Origin of the sequence: Bradyrhizobium sp. Cp5.3, assembly GCF_000426265.1 — a bacterium.
GTDB lineage: Bacteria > Pseudomonadota > Alphaproteobacteria > Rhizobiales > Xanthobacteraceae > Bradyrhizobium > Bradyrhizobium neotropicale.
Genome location: NZ_AUFA01000013.1, coordinates 102,809 through 119,059, shown reverse-complemented (window position 1 = coordinate 119,059; position 16,251 = coordinate 102,809). Strand labels below are relative to the sequence as shown.

At 66.0% G+C, this 16,251-nt stretch carries 16 protein-coding genes; 7 read left to right on the top strand and 9 right to left on the bottom strand.

What is annotated here, in order from left to right; translation table 11 throughout:
• Positions 1-29: 29 nt before the first annotated feature.
• Positions 30-1,385 carry an esterase-like activity of phytase family protein gene (locus tag K289_RS0120705; protein WP_027553286.1) on the top strand — a complete coding sequence of 452 codons (1,356 nt, stop codon included), beginning with the start codon at positions 30-32 and terminating at the stop codon, positions 1,383-1,385.
• Positions 1,386-1,637: 252 nt separating this feature from the next.
• Here K289_RS0120705 and K289_RS0120700 read toward each other — a convergent pair whose 3' ends face one another.
• The 6 genes from K289_RS0120700 to K289_RS0120675 all read right to left on the bottom strand — a co-directional run bounded on the left by K289_RS0120700 (position 1,638) and on the right by K289_RS0120675 (position 7,137).
• Entirely contained in the window at positions 1,638-2,468 is an 831-nt protein-coding gene (locus K289_RS0120700) for an energy transducer TonB (RefSeq protein WP_027553285.1), read from the bottom strand.
• A complete protein-coding gene (exbD, locus tag K289_RS0120695) occupies positions 2,468-2,917 on the bottom strand; it encodes a TonB system transport protein ExbD (protein ID WP_027553284.1) in 450 nt (149 codons plus the stop codon). Before exbD ends, K289_RS0120700 begins: the two co-directional genes overlap by 1 nt.
• 3 nt (positions 2,918-2,920) lie before the next feature.
• Entirely contained in the window at positions 2,921-3,703 is a 783-nt protein-coding gene (gene exbB, locus K289_RS0120690; RefSeq protein WP_027553283.1) for a tonB-system energizer ExbB, read from the bottom strand.
• A 27-nt stretch (positions 3,704-3,730) separates the two neighbouring features.
• Positions 3,731-4,246 carry a heme utilization cystosolic carrier protein HutX gene (gene hutX / locus K289_RS0120685; RefSeq protein ID WP_027553282.1) on the bottom strand — a complete coding sequence of 172 codons (516 nt, stop codon included), beginning with the start codon at positions 4,244-4,246 and terminating at the stop codon, positions 3,731-3,733.
• A gap of 24 nt (positions 4,247-4,270) precedes the next feature.
• Positions 4,271-4,603, bottom strand: coding sequence for an antibiotic biosynthesis monooxygenase (locus K289_RS0120680; RefSeq protein WP_027553281.1), 333 nt, complete (start codon positions 4,601-4,603; stop codon positions 4,271-4,273).
• A 137-nt stretch (positions 4,604-4,740) separates the two neighbouring features.
• A complete protein-coding gene (locus K289_RS0120675; protein WP_027553280.1) occupies positions 4,741-7,137 on the bottom strand; it encodes a TonB-dependent hemoglobin/transferrin/lactoferrin family receptor in 2,397 nt (798 codons plus the stop codon).
• Between the two features lie 251 nt (positions 7,138-7,388).
• Here K289_RS0120675 and K289_RS52365 point away from each other — a divergent pair, with 251 nt between their 5' ends.
• From K289_RS52365 to K289_RS0120655, 4 genes are read left to right on the top strand one after another with little or no spacing between them, the layout of a single operon-like run.
• Complete coding sequence (locus tag K289_RS52365; protein WP_027553279.1) at positions 7,389-7,595, top strand: hemin uptake protein HemP; 207 nt, start codon at positions 7,389-7,391, stop codon at positions 7,593-7,595.
• Positions 7,596-7,601: 6 nt separating this feature from the next.
• The gene (locus K289_RS0120665) at positions 7,602-8,555 is read left to right on the top strand and encodes a hemin ABC transporter substrate-binding protein (protein ID WP_027553278.1); all 954 of its coding nucleotides are present in this window, start codon (positions 7,602-7,604) and stop codon (positions 8,553-8,555) included.
• A complete protein-coding gene (locus K289_RS0120660) occupies positions 8,552-9,646 on the top strand; it encodes an iron ABC transporter permease (RefSeq protein ID WP_027553277.1) in 1,095 nt (364 codons plus the stop codon). The genes K289_RS0120665 and K289_RS0120660 overlap by 4 nt, the downstream gene beginning before the upstream one ends.
• On the top strand, positions 9,643-10,443 hold the full coding sequence (locus K289_RS0120655) for a heme ABC transporter ATP-binding protein (RefSeq protein WP_027553276.1): 801 nt from the start codon (positions 9,643-9,645) through the stop codon (positions 10,441-10,443). The genes K289_RS0120660 and K289_RS0120655 overlap by 4 nt, the downstream gene beginning before the upstream one ends.
• Positions 10,444-10,500: 57 nt before the next feature.
• Here K289_RS0120655 and K289_RS0120650 read toward each other — a convergent pair whose 3' ends face one another.
• Both K289_RS0120650 and K289_RS0120645 read right to left on the bottom strand, forming a co-directional pair.
• A complete protein-coding gene (locus K289_RS0120650; RefSeq protein ID WP_027553275.1) occupies positions 10,501-12,180 on the bottom strand; it encodes a mucoidy inhibitor MuiA family protein in 1,680 nt (559 codons plus the stop codon).
• Between the two features lie 168 nt (positions 12,181-12,348).
• Positions 12,349-12,969 (bottom strand): response regulator transcription factor, encoded by a 621-nt coding sequence (locus K289_RS0120645; RefSeq protein WP_027553274.1) that lies wholly within the window; start codon positions 12,967-12,969, stop codon positions 12,349-12,351.
• Between the two features lie 196 nt (positions 12,970-13,165).
• Here K289_RS0120645 and K289_RS0120640 point away from each other — a divergent pair, with 196 nt between their 5' ends.
• Positions 13,166-14,188 carry an AraC family transcriptional regulator gene (locus tag K289_RS0120640; RefSeq protein WP_027553273.1) on the top strand — a complete coding sequence of 341 codons (1,023 nt, stop codon included), beginning with the start codon at positions 13,166-13,168 and terminating at the stop codon, positions 14,186-14,188.
• A 1-nt stretch (position 14,189) separates the two neighbouring features.
• Here K289_RS0120640 and K289_RS0120635 read toward each other — a convergent pair whose 3' ends face one another.
• Entirely contained in the window at positions 14,190-15,401 is a 1,212-nt protein-coding gene (locus tag K289_RS0120635) for an NnrS family protein (protein WP_027553272.1), read from the bottom strand.
• A 133-nt stretch (positions 15,402-15,534) separates the two neighbouring features.
• Between K289_RS0120635 and K289_RS0120630 the strand changes: the two genes are divergently transcribed.
• Positions 15,535-16,245: a Crp/Fnr family transcriptional regulator gene (locus tag K289_RS0120630; protein ID WP_027553271.1), complete on the top strand. Its 711-nt coding sequence runs from the start codon at positions 15,535-15,537 to the stop codon at positions 16,243-16,245.
• Positions 16,246-16,251: the final 6 nt, after the last annotated feature.

Here is a 16,251-nt window from a genome sequence, read left to right as displayed (position 1 = left end):
AAGACGGCCTCCCCCAACAGGAGACGCACATGCGCGCGACCTTCCTCGCTTCCGTCGCAACCGTCCTTCTCACCGCGAGCGTCGCGCTCGCGCAGAATGAAGGCGAATTCCCCGCCAAGCTCGCCGGCCACGTCGTGATGCCGGCCGAGTCCTTCATCGACGCGCCGGCGGACGCGCCCGTCGATCTCAAGACCTCGGGCAAATACACCACGGGCAAGCGCGTCGACGCGCTCGGCACCGTGATGGGCAAGTCCGCCGAGCGGCCGACCGGCGTCTCGCTGCCGTTCAAGGGGCAGCCGCTGCAGGGCCATTCCGGCATCAAGTCGATGGGCGACGGCACCTTCTGGGTGATCACCGACAACGGCATGGGCGCGCGCGCCAACTCGCCGGATTCGATGCTGTACCTGAACCACTACAGGATGGATTGGGCCAGCGGCAAGATCGAGCGGCTGGAGACTATCTTCCTGCACGATCCCGACAGACGCGTGCCGTTCCGCATCGTGCATGAGGATACGCAGAAGCGCTATCTCACCGGCTCCGACTTCGACACCGAAGGTTTCCAGATCGTCGGCGACGTATTCTGGATCGGCGACGAGTTCGGCCCCTACATCCTGAAAGCCGACAAGACCGGCAAGATCCTCGCCGTGTTCGAGACGGTGGCCGACGGCAAGCCGGTGCGCTCCCCGGATCATTGGGCGGTGACGACGCCGGGCGCGCCGGGCGCGACCTACACCAACGTCAACCTGCGCCGATCCAAGGGGTATGAGGGCTTTGCCTCGTCGAAGGACGGCAAGTTCCTCTACGGCTTGCTCGAGGGCCCGCTGTGGGATGCCGACAAGAAGGACTGGGAAAAGGTCGACGGCAAGGAAGCCTCCCGCATCCTCGAATTCGACGTTGCCGCGGAGAAGTTCACCGGCCGCTACTGGCAGTATGTGTTCGAGCAGAACGGCAATGCCATCGGCGACTTCAACATGATCGATCCGACCAGCGGCCTCATCATCGAGCGCGACAACGGCGAAGGCACGCCCGACAAGGCCTGCCCGCAGGGCGTGCGCGGCGAGAACTGCTTCCCCGACGTCGCCAAGTTCAAGCGCATCTACAAGATCGAGCTGTCGGACGCCAATGTCGGCAAGCCCGTCCGCAAGATCGGCTATATCGACCTGTTGAAGATCCAGGACCCCGACAAGAAGGCGCGCAAGCCGCTCAATGACGGCGTCTACACCTTCCCGTTCTTCACCATCGAGAACGTCGACCGGGTCGACGAGAGCCACATCATCGTCGGCAACGACAACAATCTGCCGTTCTCGTCGAGCCGCGATCCCAACAAGGCCGATGACGACGAGTTCATGCTGCTCGAAGCCGCCGACTTCCTGAAGGCGAAGTAAGGCTCCGCTCTCTCCTCCCCCTCTCCCCGCCCTTGCGGGGAGAGGGTTGGGGTGAGGGGCAGCTTCCGCGGTCAAAGTGAGACACGGACTCTCGGAGAGTCCCCCTCACCCGGATTGCATCTTCGATGCAACATAGCCGGAGCTCCGCTTCGGCGTTCTTAGACGGCCACCAAAGGTGGCCTATGCCTCTCTCCGCATCCGCCTTCGCCAAGGCTTCGGCGGAGAAGAGCGGGGCGAGGTGAAGAGGCCGCGCTATCTCACCGTGAACTCCACCGGGATCGTAAAGCTCATGGAGCCGTTCTTGATCTCGGGCGGGACCGGCGGAAACGGCGAGGCCTGACGGATCATTGACATGGCCTGGGCATCGAAGGCGGCGACGCCGGACGAGCCGCCGAGACGGCTCGATGTGACTTGCCCGCTGCGGCTGAGCGTGAAGCTCAGCCTGGCAACGCCGCGTTGACCGCCAGCACCGGACGGATATTGGTGGAAGCGCATCAGATGCGCGCGGACGCGTTGATTGTAGGACGCGATCACGGATGCCACCGCGCCTGCGCTCATCGCGGATGCCATCGGCGCCTCGCGCTCGGCGCGCGGCGGCGCGCTGGTGCGCGGCGCGGGCGTCGCCTCCGATGGCTTTTTCGTCTCGCGCCGAACCACCTTCGGCTTCGCCGGCGCGGGCTTTTCGAACGGCACCATCTTCGCGGGCTCGGGTTTGGCCAGCGCCGGCTCGAGCTTATGCTCCGGCGGCGCCACGACCTCCGGCTTCTCCTGCGGCGGTGTCGGCGCGATGGTCTCCTCGACGGCCTGCTGCAGCAGAGGCTCCGGCGGCGAGGCATCGGCCTCCTGCATCACAGGTCCAGGCGCGACATCGTCCTGCATCGATTGCGGCGCCGAGGTCACCGATGCCATATCGACCATGATCGCCGGCAGGTTGATGCCCTGCTCGGGCGGACGGTTCAGCCAATTGAGTGCCAGCGCAACGACACCGACATGCAGTGCCATGATCACCACCGCCGACACGCTCCATCGCGCCGCCTCGCGGTCGCGAAGCGGCTCATGCAGGGCGAAGGCGTTCGCGCTCATCAATTGCCTCTGTCGAGGCCGACCAGGGCGACCTTGAGATAGCCGGCATTGCGCATGATGTTCATCACCTCCATCAGGTCGCCGTAAGAGACGGCCTTGTCGGCGCGCAGATAGATGCGCTCGTCCTTGCGGCCCTTGGTTGCGGTATCGAGCGAAAGGCTGAGCGCATCGCGCGCAATCGTCTCCTCACCGACGGCGATCGCGAGATCCGCCTTTACAGTGACGAAGACCGGCTTGTCTGGTCGCGGTTGCGGCTCGGCGGCGGTTGCGGGCAGATCGACGCCGATGTCGACGGTGGCCAGGGGAGCCGCCACCATGAAGATGATCAGCAGCACCAGCATCACGTCGATGAACGGCGTGACGTTGATCTCATGGGTGACGTCGAGATCGCTCGCCTCGCCACGCGACCCGAGCGCAGAGAGCGAGCGTCCGCCGAGCTTCGCGGCCATGGCCTACTCCGCCGCCCGCGCCAGGCGGAAGTCGCGATGGTCGCGCTGGCGGCTGACGATCAGCATCAATTGCGCCGAGGCATCGCCGAGCAACGCGCGATAATTGGCAATGCCGCGGACGAGATGATTGTAGATCACGACGGCGGGAATTGCGGCAACGAGGCCGAGCGCAGTGGCGAGTAGCGCCTCGGCGATTCCGGGCGCGACCACCGCAAGGCTCGTGGTGTGGCTCTCGGAGATGCCGATGAAGGAGTTCATGATGCCCCAGACCGTGCCGAACAGGCCGACGAATGGCGCCGTGGCGCCGATGGTCGCGAGCACACCGGTGCCGCGCGCGATCTGCCGGGACATCGCGGCCTCGACCCGCTCGAGCCGCAGCGCCACGCGCGCCTGGAGCCCGTCGTCGTGGACGCCGCCGGAGAGCTCGGCCTCCCTGGCGCAGGACTGAATGAGCTGAGCCACCGCATCATGCGCGTCGCCGGCCCGTTCTGCCGCCTCGGCCAACTTCATGTTGCCTTCGAGCGCGCGCGTTCGCTGCCGGGCAAGCGCGCTCTTGCGGCGCAGCTCGACGCTCTTGGCAAGCCATACCGTCCACGTTACAAGCGAAGCGCAGGCAAGGCCGATCATCACCGCCTTCACCACGATGTCCGCGCTGACGAACATGCCCCAGGGCGACAGGTTGCGCGGCAGCAGCGCCGCGTCGGTCGCGGCGAAGGCCGATGCCGGCGCAAGCGCCGGCAGCGCGATTGATACGATCATGTGCCGAAACCTGGAAGTGCTCTGCATCCTGATCTCCCGACAGAACGAAAGTCGTTACGCCATGGGCTGCGCCGCGATCCGGTCGGCAAGCTGCCGGAACCGCAGCAGTTGGTCCGCGCGCAGCGCCCTGGTCTCGTCGCGGCCGACAAAGACCTTGAACATGATGCCGCTGTCGGCGTTGACGAAGGCGACGAAGGCCGAAATCTTGCCCATGAAGGGACGCTCGACGAAGGCGACCGCAGTGCAGCGCTCGTGGCGAAGGTGGCCGTGCAGGCCCTTCGGCTGCACTAGGTTGAAATAGCCGCGGCCGACCTCTCCGGCAGGGACCGCGCCGGTGAACTCGAAGATCGCATCTTCGGTGTGCACGATCAGCGTGACCTCGCCCCACTCCGCGATGTCCTGCATGGCGGCGGCGAAATGCTCGCCGCCGCTCATACGCGCCATGGATGACGGCAGCGCCTCGATCACCGCGCGCGGCGAGACCTTGCGCTCGCGCGCGACGTCTTCGATCACCGCGCCGGGATTGTCGGCCATATACGCTTTGAGATCGGCGAGATCCGTGCTCAGCATGTCCGGCTCCTTTCGTGCTCCGCCTCAGGCGGCCGCGGCCTTGCGCTCGCTCTGGATCACCTCAAAGCCCTCGAACTTGGGGTGGCCGAGATAGAGGCTCTCGCCGGTCCTGTTGTCGGCGCGCGCATGGGCGCGGCGGAATTCCTCCGAGCGCGTCCAGGCCTCGAACGCCGCCTTGTCGACCCAGGTGGTATGCGACGAATAGAGCGTGTGGTCCTCGGCCTCCGGGCCCTTCAGCAGATAAAACTCGACGAAACCCGGCATGCTGCCGAGATAGGATTCGCGCGTAGCCCAGACGGTTTCGAACGCGGTCTCCGCGCCCTTCTTCACCTGAAACCGGTTCATGGCGATGAACATTCGACTTTTCTCCTCTCAGTCGTGCTGATCGGCAAATGCCGATCGGATATTTCAGAATGCACCGAAGCCACGCTGGGACATCAGCGTGGCTCCGGAGGTCAATACGGCGGTCCTGCACAGGATCGCCGGCCTACTCCCTAGGTGCCGCCAAAGTGGTACTTGAGGCCTCCTTTGATCACGAGACCCGCGCCAGCGCTCGCCCACTTCACGTCGTTTTGCGTGTCGCCTGTGCTGCCGACCGGAATGGCGTAGGGCCGGTAATACTGGTTGAGAAGATTTTCGACCGAGAAGTTGAGCGTGAGATCCTGCGTCGGCTGATACTGGACGTAGAGGTTCACGAGATCGAACGACGTTGCCGGCGTATAGGTCGGCGGGATGTCGTAATTCGCGATCGCCGACGTCCACATCACCGAGAGGATCAGCGTCCTGTCGAGCAGGCGCACGCCGGCCGTCGTCGTGATTTTCTGCGGAGGAATGCTGTACAGGCCATATCCCGTCTGCAGGTTCTTGCCGTTCTGGAAGCTGCCGGAAAGGCCGAAGAACCAGAGGTTTGCGTCATACATCGCCTCGGCCTCGACGCCCTGGATGCGCGCGGCCGCAACGTTCTGATATTGCAGGAACGGCAGCACTGTGATGCTGGGCGCCGGCGGCGGGCCCGTCGGAACCACGAGCGGGTTTCCATAAGCGACCTGATCGATGAAGTCGGTGATGTCGTTGCGGAACACGTTGATCTTGCCGCGCAGCGTATCGCCCGCGGTGAACAGGTCGTTCTTCTTGATGTTGAAGCCGATTTCCTTGTTCTTGCCGACCTCGGGCCGCAGGTTGGGATTCGGTACGAAGCAGAACGTCGAATCCGCACCCGGCCCGGGCGTGCCCGACGGACAGCGGAAGAACGAATCGTTGATCGTGGCGCCGGAATGCGGCCCGCTGACCAGCGTCTCCGTGACCGACGGCGCCCGATAGCCTTCGGCGTAGCTGACATAGGGCGTCACGACCGCCGCAGGAACGAGGCCGACCGTGATCTTCGGCGACAGACGGTCGCCGCTGGACGACGAGGATGCCGAGGAAAGCTGATAGTTGTCGTAACGAAGCGCGCCGATCACCTCGAGCATCGAGGTGTAGTTCGCCTTCCACTGCACGAAGCCGCCGGACAGCGTACGCTGGCCACCAGGCGTCGTGACCTCCGATGTACCAGTCGTATCCCGCGACGACACCTTGTCCTGGAAGGCGTCCAGGCCGTAGGTTACCGCGTGACGCCAGCTTCCGGTCTCGAATCGCGTCGTGTTGTACGCGTCGACGCCGATCGTATCGAGCAGATATCCGCGGTTGCTGCCGATACAGCCGGACACGGCATTGCCGGGCACCCCGCCGCAATAGACCGACGGCGTCGTGCTGGTATGTGCGGTCTTGATCTGATCGTTCTCGGTGCGGTTCCAGTAGACCTTCGCATCCCAATCGAACCATTGATCGTCCGGCTGCGAGTATTTCCAGCCGAGGGTCGTGGTGTAGTTCTTGACGTTGGACGCATAGATCGAGGTACCGCTCAGGTTGTTGGTGCCGTTCGCGTTGGTCGAGTTGGGGTCACCGGCGCGTCGTGGCGGCTGGCCAACGCTGTAGATGTCTTCCTGGAAGATGGTGCCGAGCTTGACCTCGTGACCGTCCGCGGGCCGCACCGTCAACTTGGCGATGCCGCTGGTGAGCCGGTTGCCGGTGTTGGCGACCTCGAAGCCGGTGCCGTCCTTGTAGTTCTCCTGCGTGCTGTAGGTGCCTCCCGCGAACACGTCCACATTCGGGTTGACGTGAACACCGCCGAAGGCCGAGCCGAGCGCGCGTCCATAGTTGCTGCCAAGGATGGTCTTGACGTCGACGCCCCAGCGCTCGCCCGCGCGGACGACGTCCTCGATATCCTTGGTGCGGAACGACGCCACGCCGCCGATCGCACCAGAGCCATAGATATTGGCGGTCGGACCACGGACGATGTCGATGCCGCTGATCAGTTCGGGATTGAGAAAGAACGAGCCGTTGGCGAAATGACCCGTGCGTTGATAGTTCTGCCGCGCTCCGTCGACAACGACGGCGACGCGGCCGAAATCCTGCAAGCCGCGAATGTTGATCGAGGTCGACGGCTCATCGCCACGATTCTGAACCCAGGCGCCCGGCACGTTATAGATGAGACCACCGACGGTGCTGGCCTGGCGCGCCTCGATCTCCGCCGAAGTCACGACACTGACAGGCGCGAGCGCATCAATCGCACGCTCCTCGGTCTTGGAGGCCGCAACCGTAATCGCGTCGAGCGTCTGAACCGGCGCAGCGCCGCCTGCCTGCGCGCGGGCGTTCATTACTTCGGGCGCCGCCTGCTGCGCGACTTGCGGCTTGGCCTGCTTGCGCTTGGCCAGCTTGGGCCGATCCGCCGACGCGCGTTCGGCCTGCGGCTCGGCCGTCTGCGCAAGACCGCTCTGCGTCATCAATGCCGCGATTGAAACCACCGACGCGCCCAAAATCAGGGCGCGCGAATACCTAGCCCCGTCAGCCATACCAGCCCCAGCCTGCATTTCAATTTGTTGGTTGGCTGGCGTGCGCCGCACGAGGCGAGCGACTGGCTGGCTAGTTGTCTAAGACGCGGACACGCTGTCCGCTCTCATGATTGGTTACGTGGCAACACCCTGACGGTCAATGACATCAGGTTGCAATTTATATCGATTGTAAATCGCTGCCGTTGGAATGCGCGTCGCGCCGCTTATACAAACAGGCAGCATCTCAATTTCAAAAGCGCATCACGGCAACAATGTCCGCAACTTCGGGAGACAACATCGGCGGTGCGGCAGGGCCGGCAGAAAGCCCTTCTGCAACAACGAGAACCCTGACCATGCGAGGGAGCAGGATCGACAGCCGGGAGCTCTTTGCAGCGGAGCGCGAGATCATCATCGCGCATGGCGAGGACAGCTATCGCCTCCGCCTGACCTCGCAGAACAAGCTGATCCTGACGAAGTAACCTCGAATGACATTTTGTCGCACCATCATCCAACTCCTTCTGACCGGCACGGTCGCACTCACCTCGGCCGCGCACGCCGCCGGCATCACAGTGCATGACGCGCGCAATCGCGACGTCGCGGTCACAGACTTCGCACGCACGGTCTCGATCGGCGGCGCCATCACCGAGATCCTCTACGCGCTCGGGCTCGAGAACCGGCTCGTCGGCGTCGACACCACGAGCCTCTATCCGGCGGCGGCGCTGCACGACAAACCCAATGTCGGCTACATGCGTCAGATTTCGGCCGAGGGCGTGCTGGGCCTCAATCCTACGTTGATCCTGGCCATCCAAGGCTCGGGTCCGCGCGAGACCATGGACGTCCTGGAGACGGCAAAGGTGCCGCTGGTGCTGGTGCCCGAGACCTTCTCCGAGAAAGGCCTGATCGAGAAGATCAGGCTGGTCGGCCACGCCATGGGCGTCGATGCTCGCGCCGCGTGCCTGAGCGATGCGGTCGGCGCCGACCTCGCACAGCTACGCGCGCTGCGCGCCAGGGTGACGCAGCCGGTGCGGGTGATGTTCGTGATGTCGCTTCAGAACGGGCGGGCGATGGTTGCCGGCCACAAGACCGCGGCCGACGAGATCATCCAGCTCGCCGGCGCCGCCAACGCCGTCGACGATTACGACGGCTACAAGATCATCAGCGACGAGGCGATCGTCGCGGCGAAGCCCGACGTCGTGCTGTCGATCGAGCGCGGCAAGGAATCACTCCAGGCCGAAGCGGTGTACGCTCATGCCGGCTTTGCCCTGACGCCGGTCGCAGCCAACAAGAGCTTTATCGCGATGGACGGGCTCTATCTGCTCGGCTTCGGGCCGCGGACCGCGGCGGCGGCACGCGATCTGGCGGTCAAGCTTTATCCGGTACTGGCCGCGGAGGGCGGCACGTTCACGTCGGCCCTCCCCGCGGCGAATTGCCGGCAATGAGCGTGGCGATCGGGACCGAAGCGCGCAGCCGGCAACGATCAAGCACGGGACGGCGGTCCGCGCCGGCTGCGATTTCCGTGTTGCTCGCAGCACTCGCGGCTGCGACGATCATTGCGGTGACCGTCGGCGCCGCCGGCATTCCCCTCGCCCGGTTGCCAGCGGCGCTCGGCTTTTTCAGCGACGGTGTGGCCGATGCCGTGACGGCCCGCGATCAGCTCGTGCTGTGGTCGATCCGCATTCCCCGGATCGTGGCGACCGCGATGGTCGGCGGCCTGCTCGCTGCGGCCGGGGCGATCATGCAGGGACTGTTCCGAAACCCGCTCGCCGATCCCGCGCTGGTCGGCGTCTCCAGCGGCGGTGCGCTCGCCGCGGCCGCCGCGATCGTCTTCACCGATTCGCGCTTCGGCGAAGCACTGCGTGCTCTCCAGGCCGAGCTGTTGCCGCTGGCGGCGTTCGCGGGCTCGCTGCTGACGACCGCGATCCTCTATGGCATCTCTAGCCGCGCCGGGCGGACCTCGATCGCGATCTTCCTTCTCGCGGGCGTCGCCGTCACCGCCATCACCAATGCGGGCATCGGACTTCTGGTGTTCATCGCAGATGACCGCCAGCTTCGCGACATCACCTTCTGGCTGCTGGGCTCGATGAGCGGCGCGACCTGGGCCAAGGCCGCGGTGCTCGCGCCCGTGCTCGCACTTGGTCTCGCCGCCTGCGCCTTCATCGCGCGCGGCCTCGATCTGCTGGTGCTCGGCGAGGCCGACGCGTTTCACGGCGGGGTCGACGTCGAGCGATTGAAACGGATTTCGATCGTCATGGTCTCCGCGATGACCGGCGTTGCGGTCTCGATCAGCGGTGTCATCGGCTTCGTCGGCATCGTCGTGCCGCATCTGCTCCGCCTCGTCATCGGACCGGCGCACCGTCTGCTGCTGCCGGCCTCCGTGCTGCTCGGCGCGATCCTGATGGTCGGCGCCGACACATTGGCGCGCACCATCGTGGCGCCGGCGGAGATGCCGATCGGCATTCTGACCGCGGCGGTCGGCGCACCGGTCTTCTTGGGGATCCTGCTGCGGCAGCGCGGGCTCGCCTCGCTGTGAGCGCTGTGATCGAAGCACGTGCTCTGACCAAGCGCGTCGGCCGCGCGACATTGCTCGACGGGGTCGACCTGCACGTTGCGGCCGGCGAGATGGTCGCCATCATCGGCCCGAACGGCGCAGGCAAGTCAACGCTGCTGCGGCTCTTGTCCGGCGACCTCCGTCCGAGCGGGGGCGAGGTACGCCTGAAGCAGCGCGACATCCGCAAGCTTACGCCGCGTGAGCTCGCGGGTCATCGCGCGATGCGGTCGCAGCATGTCAACGTCACCTTCCCCTTCACGGTCGAAGAGATCGTGCTGATGGGCGCCGGCGATCGCAGCCCGCGTGAAGCAGGTGGGCTGGTGGACGCCGCCCTGGACGAGGTTGGCCTGACGTATTTCCGCACACGGCAATTGCCGACCTTGTCCGGCGGCGAGCAGCAGCGCGCGCATTTCGCCCGCGTGCTGGTACAGCTCGCCTGCGGCGAGGCCGCGCATGGGCCAGGGTTGTTGCTGCTGGACGAGCCGACGTCGAGCCTCGACCTGCGCCACCAGATCGACCTCGTCGAGGCGGCGCGACGCCGCGCGGCGGGCGGCACGGCCGTGATCGCGATCCTGCACGACCTTAACCTCGCGATCCGCTTCGCCGATCGCCTCATCGTGCTGAATGGAGGCAGGCTCGCTGCCGACGGCCCGCGCGCCGATGTCGTCACGCGCGAGACCATCCGCGACATCTTCGAGATCGACGCCGTCGTCCATACGGGCGACGACCGCGTGCCTTACGTGTTGCCGCAATCGATGCGCGCGCCGTCGCCGCGATGAAGGAGCACTCCCTCTCCCCGCAAGCGGGGCGAGGTAAGACGGCACAGCACTTCGGCTCTAGCCCGCCGGCACGATCACCATGCCCTTGTCCTTGGGCCAGCGGATACGCCAGGCGAAATTGATGTCCCGGGCCTCGCCGGGCTTGGCATCGAACGACCATTCCAGCACGCCGCGCCGGTCGCGGATGTTGCTTGCGGTCGGGGGCGTGGTCGACGGCAGCATCTCGACGACGATGTCCTCGTTCTCGCTGACCGGCAGCTGGTCCTCGATCGCGACTTTGATCGGGAAGTCGTGGCCGTTGCGAACGGTCGTCTTGAACGCGCGCTCGTCGGTCTTCGAGGTCGTGACCAGGAGGCCGGCCGAGCCTTCGTTGCGCTTGAGCACGGCGCGCTCGATCTTGACCTTGTCGTCGGCGCCGAAGCCGAGCCGCACGGTCTCGTCCTTGGCCGAGGCCGTGATCTTGCCGCGACCGACGAAGACGCCGTCGCGATAGATCGCGACCTTGCCGGGCAACAGCGCCGCATCATCCGTCTGCTTGAAGCTGGCTTCGAGGAACGCGGTGGGATCCGCGACCGGCGCGGCGCGCACCGCGAGATCGGCCGGCACGGTCATCGAGGCGATGCGCAGGCTCTTGGCGCCCTCGGCGGCGCCGAGGCTGACGCGGCCGGGAATCTTGAAGGTGGCCTGGAAGTCGCCGATCTCGGCGACGGCCTGCTGCTCGTCGGCGCGCTCGCGCTGCTCGGGCGCCTCGGCGATCTTGGCCATCGTCGGTGATTGCGCCTGGCGCGTCATCGGCGCGGGCCGCGCCAGGTCCGAGGCAGTACCCAGCGCCAGCGGCCTTGGCACTTGCGGATATTGGGCGATCAGCGAATTCAGCTCCGGCGCACTGCCGCCGCGGCCGATGCGGACCGTGGAGACCCCGAGCGTGACGTTGGACCAGTCCTCGCCGGTCGATTGCGTCACCTCGGCGCGGCGGACCAGTTCGAGCTGCGGCTTGCGGTCCTTCGCGCCGGTATCGAGCCGGGCGTCATAGAGCGGCATCCAGCGCGCATTGCGCACCGCATAGGTCACCCTCAACGTCGCCTTCGTCGCAGCCGCGGCGGCGACGTCGATCCGGACCTCCAGCTTGCTCGGCGGCTTGGCGGAGCGCTCCGCTTCCAGCTGCGCGATCTGGCGATCGATCTCGCGCTGCTTTCGCGCGGCGTCGCGGATCGTGGTGTCGGCGGTCGCGATCTCCTCGGCGACCGCGGCAAAGGCCGCGCGCCATTCGGTGATCGGGCGAGCCTCACCCTTGTCGCCGAGACCGGCAGGCGAGGCCTCGGCAAAATGCTGGGCGAACTTGCGCCGGGCGGTGGCCGCATCGATCGTGCCTTGCAGATCGGCGCGCTGGTCCTTGAGACCCTCGATGCGCTTGTCGAGCTCGGGCAGGTTGACGGGAGGTGCCGCGCGCGGCGGCCGCGCGTCGATCGTGCCGATGGTGAGTTTTGCGCCCGCCTCGCCCTCGACCCGCAACGAGGACGGATCGAGCGAGAGCGGAAAATCCTTGGCGACCAGCGTGCTGTCGCCGGAAGAAAGGTCCAGCGTGATGACGCGGGTGACGCTCGCGCCATCTGGATAAACGGTGACGGTGTCGATGGCCGATGTGGCGTCCACATCGGCGGCCCAGGCCGGCAACGCGGCCGCCGTGGTCACCAGAACCAGGCTCGTCGTCGCCAGACACTTTGCAATCGTTCGCATGAAATTCCTCCTGCCATCACGCGCCGCCAGCCGGACGCACGACAAATGCCACGCCATCGCCGTAAGACGCGGCAGGGAAGGAACCGGTTCGATTGGGGCTTCCGTGGGGCGGCGCTGCGGCAGGCCCGTGGCCGCGGAACGCGTCAGCGCGGCGTGGTATCCGCTCCTTTAACTCTGATGAGCCGGCCCCTGGCCGAAGATGCGGCGGAGCAGATCGGTCACATTCTTGGCGCCGGCCTTTCGCAGGATGCTGGCGCGATAGCCCTCGACCGTGCGCGCACTCAGATGCATCCGCCGGGCGATCTCCTTGTTGGTCAGGCCGCCGGCGAGATGCCCGAGCACGTCGCCTTCGCGCTCGGTCAGGGGCTCGCAACCGGTCAGCCAGCGCTGCCGGTTCGAAGCCGGCGGGACAAACTCATCGATTGCAGCATCGATGCGCTCGACGATGTCGTGCGTGCGGAACGGCTTCTCGATGAAGTCGAACGCGCCGCTCTTGATCGCGTCGACCGCCATCGCGATGCTGCCGTTCGCCGACGTCACCAGCACCGGCGCCATGCAATTCTCTTCACGCAGGCGCTTGAGCACGTCGAGGCCGGAGCGATCGGGCGGCATCTCCAGGAGCACGCAGGCCGGCATCCGCGCCTTCGCTTCCGACAGCAGCGACGCGCCGTCGGCAAAGCAGATCACGTCATAGGCGTTCTGCTGCAGCGCCATCGAAAGTTGTTCGCGCGAGGCTGCATCGGTGTCGATGACGAATACCTCACCCTTGGAAAGCATGTTTCCCGGCATAATCCCGATCCAGCAATGTCTTGGTCAAATGAGACGGCCGCCGGCCCCATCGCCTTGCGCCGTCATGAGCACGGCATTCACGCCTGTGCTTCGGTCCACCTTATGTATGTTCCGCCCGGTTCCCGGATTTGACGGATCGGGACAGAAACTTTACATTTCGGGACATCTGCAGGAATGGCTGGCAGGAACGGTTCGCATGACCGACCTCATTCGCAGCGCAAGCCTGACCTATTACCCGGAGGTCGCCCGGTCGGTCGGGCTCGACCCCAAGCAGATGATGCGCAAGGTCCGCCTTCCGCTGGCCTGCCTCGACACGCCCGATATCCCGATTGCGGTCTCAGGCCTGCGTCGCCTGCTCGAACTATCGGCAGAAGCTTCCGGGGCCGAAGATTTCGGCTTGCGTCTCGCCGAACGCGGCGGCCTGACCAATTTCGGCTCGGTCGGCCTCATCGTGCGCGAGCAGGCCACGATTGGCGATGCGATCGACGCGTTCTCGCGCTTCATCCACGTGCATCACGAGGGCATGAAGCTCGACGTCACGCGCAACAAGACGACCGTGACCATCACGCTGCGTTTGCGCGGCCGGCAGCCGAGCGCGCCGCGCCAATCCATCGACATGGCGCTGGGCAGTATCCACCGCATCATCCAGTCGCTGCTCGGCCATGACTGGCGGCCGCAGGAAGTGCATCTGCACTATCCGCCGCCGCGCGACCGCAAGCGCTATCGCGAATTCTTCGGCTGCTCCGTGACCTTCAACGCCGGTGACGACGCGATCCTGCTGTCGGCCCACGACATGGACCGTCGAATCCCGAGCGCGCATCCGCTTATCGCGAGCTATCTGCGCAAGCGGATCGAGGCGATCGAGACGCGGCCCGCGAGCTGGGAGCAGAAGGTTGACGAGGTCGTGCGCGCCCTGCTCGCGACCGGCGACTGCACGGTCGAGCGCGTGGCGGAGCACCTTGCCTGCACCCGCCGCACCATCCACCGGCGCCTGGCCGAAGCCGGCACCAGCTTCTCGGCCATCCTCGATGCACGCCGCGCCGAGCTCGTGACCCAGTTGATCGAGGATCCCGCCCGGCCGCTGGCGGCGATCGCCACGCAGCTCGGCTTTTCCGCACAAAGCGCCATGGCGCGCTGGTTCCGCACCCGCTTCGGCTGCACCATCACCGAATGGCGCAGGGGTGTGCGGCTGCACGCCTCAACGGCAACCGCCGCTTAAGTCAGCGCGCCGGCGCGACCGCGCGCGCAGTGGCGAGCGCACGCCATCGCATCCCGAGGAGCAGCGGACCGAAGGCAATGGCAAAGCCGAGGAAGGCGGCAATCCAGCCGCAAGCGGCAACATGCAGCAGCACGTCGCCATGCGCCGGCCACACCACCGCGGCGACCCGCGCCACCGCCGCGGTGATGATCGCGGCATAGATCGCCTGCGTCGCCACTGAGGCCGTCAGCGCTTGCCCGGTATGGCCGAGGCTCGCGCGTGTCATCACCGCCAGCGTCATGACGCCGGCCGCACCCGCCATCCAGGCGTGGATGCCGGCACTCGCCGGCAGGGCGCCGAAGGCGGCCGCGGCATGCAGGAGGAAGCCGAGCGGGACGAAGACGTAGCCGACATGCAGGATCAGGAGCAGCCGCTCACGCGAGGTGCGGTCGCCGGCCCAGCGCGCAAGGCGGACCAGATGCAGCGTGCCGACAGCGGCCATCGCAACACCGGTGACGACGCTTAGCGGCGCCACGATCCACGCGATGAGCGCGAGCGCGCTGCAACCGATCACCGCACCGTCGAAGCGGCCGAACGGCACCGGCAGGCGGCCGGGATTGACCTTGACCAGCCAGTTGCGGGTGAAGCTCGGGATGATGCGGCCGCCGATCAGCGCGATCAGCAGCACGACGACGCTGATGCCGACACGGATGCTGATATCGGCCGCACCCTCGATATGCGCTTCGAGATGAAAGGCGACGTTGCCGGAGAGCAGCACCAGCACGAGAATCACCACGGGCAAATTGCGCCAATTGCCGCCGGTGATGATCTCGCGCGCCGCCGCGGCGACGACCAGCGCCAGGAATGCGGCATCGATGAGGAGTGCAAAGGCCCAGCCGAGCTCGGCCGACAGGGTCACAGCCACGCGTCCGGCGAGCCAGACCGCCACCAGCGCGCCCAGGGACGGCCCCTGGATCGGCAGCCGTCCGGTCCAGTTCGGGATCGCCGTGAACAGGAACCCGGTGATCACCGCCGGCAGGAAGCCATAGAGCATTTCGTGGACATGCCAGTCGCGCGGGGCAAAGGCCGAGGTCAGCGACACTTCGCCATAGAACATCGGCAGCCAGACCAGGATCGACAGCGCGGCCTGGATTGCGGCCAACAGGAAAAAGGGGCGGAAACTGTGGGCAAACAGCGGCCAGCCTTGCGGATTGCGGGATCGGGCGCCAGCCATGGGGCAACTCCAGGAACATCGGACGGTTGTCAGGAAAAATAACGCCGCCCGGCCCGCCCGTTTTGCGCTATCGCAAACTGTCCGACGATTAGAGGTGCCATCACACTGCGCGAGCGCCGCGCATGGAGGCAGCATGGCCAAGGTCGATACGTCGCTGGTTGCACATTTGCCGCTCTTTGCGGGCTTCAAGACCGAGGATCTGGAGGAGATCCTTCGCGAGGCCCGCTCGGCGCGCTATCCGAAGAACAGCGCCATCTTCGAGCAGGGCGCGGATGCGCACGGATTCTTCCTCTTGCTGCACGGCCACGTCCGCGCGGCCAAGACCACGCCGACCGGCGAGCAGATCGTCGTGCGCTATGTCGCGCCAGGCGAGACGTTCGGGCTCGCGATGGCGCTTGGCCTTACGCAATATCCGGCGACCGCGACCGCCGTCGACGACAGCGTGGTCCTGATCTGGCCGACCGCCGCCTGGCCGCGGCTGGTGGAGCGGTTTCCATCGCTTGCCAGCGGCACGCTGCAAACCGTCGGGGCGCGCCTTCAGGAAAGCCATACGCGTATCCTGGAAATGTCGACCCAGCAGGTCGAGCAGCGCGTCGCGCATGCACTGCTGCGGCTGGCGAAACAATCCGGCAAGAAACTCGACCATGGCATCGAGATCGATTTCCCGATCAGCCGCCAGGACATCGCCCAGATGACCGGCACCACGCTGCACACCGTCAGCCGCATCCTCAGCGGCTGGGAACAGCAGGGCCTTGTCGAGAGCGGCCGTCAGCGCATCATCCTGCGCGACCCGCACAGGATCGTCACCCTTGCGGAGCGGAACCCGGACAGCGGGCCGGCGTGAGCGCAG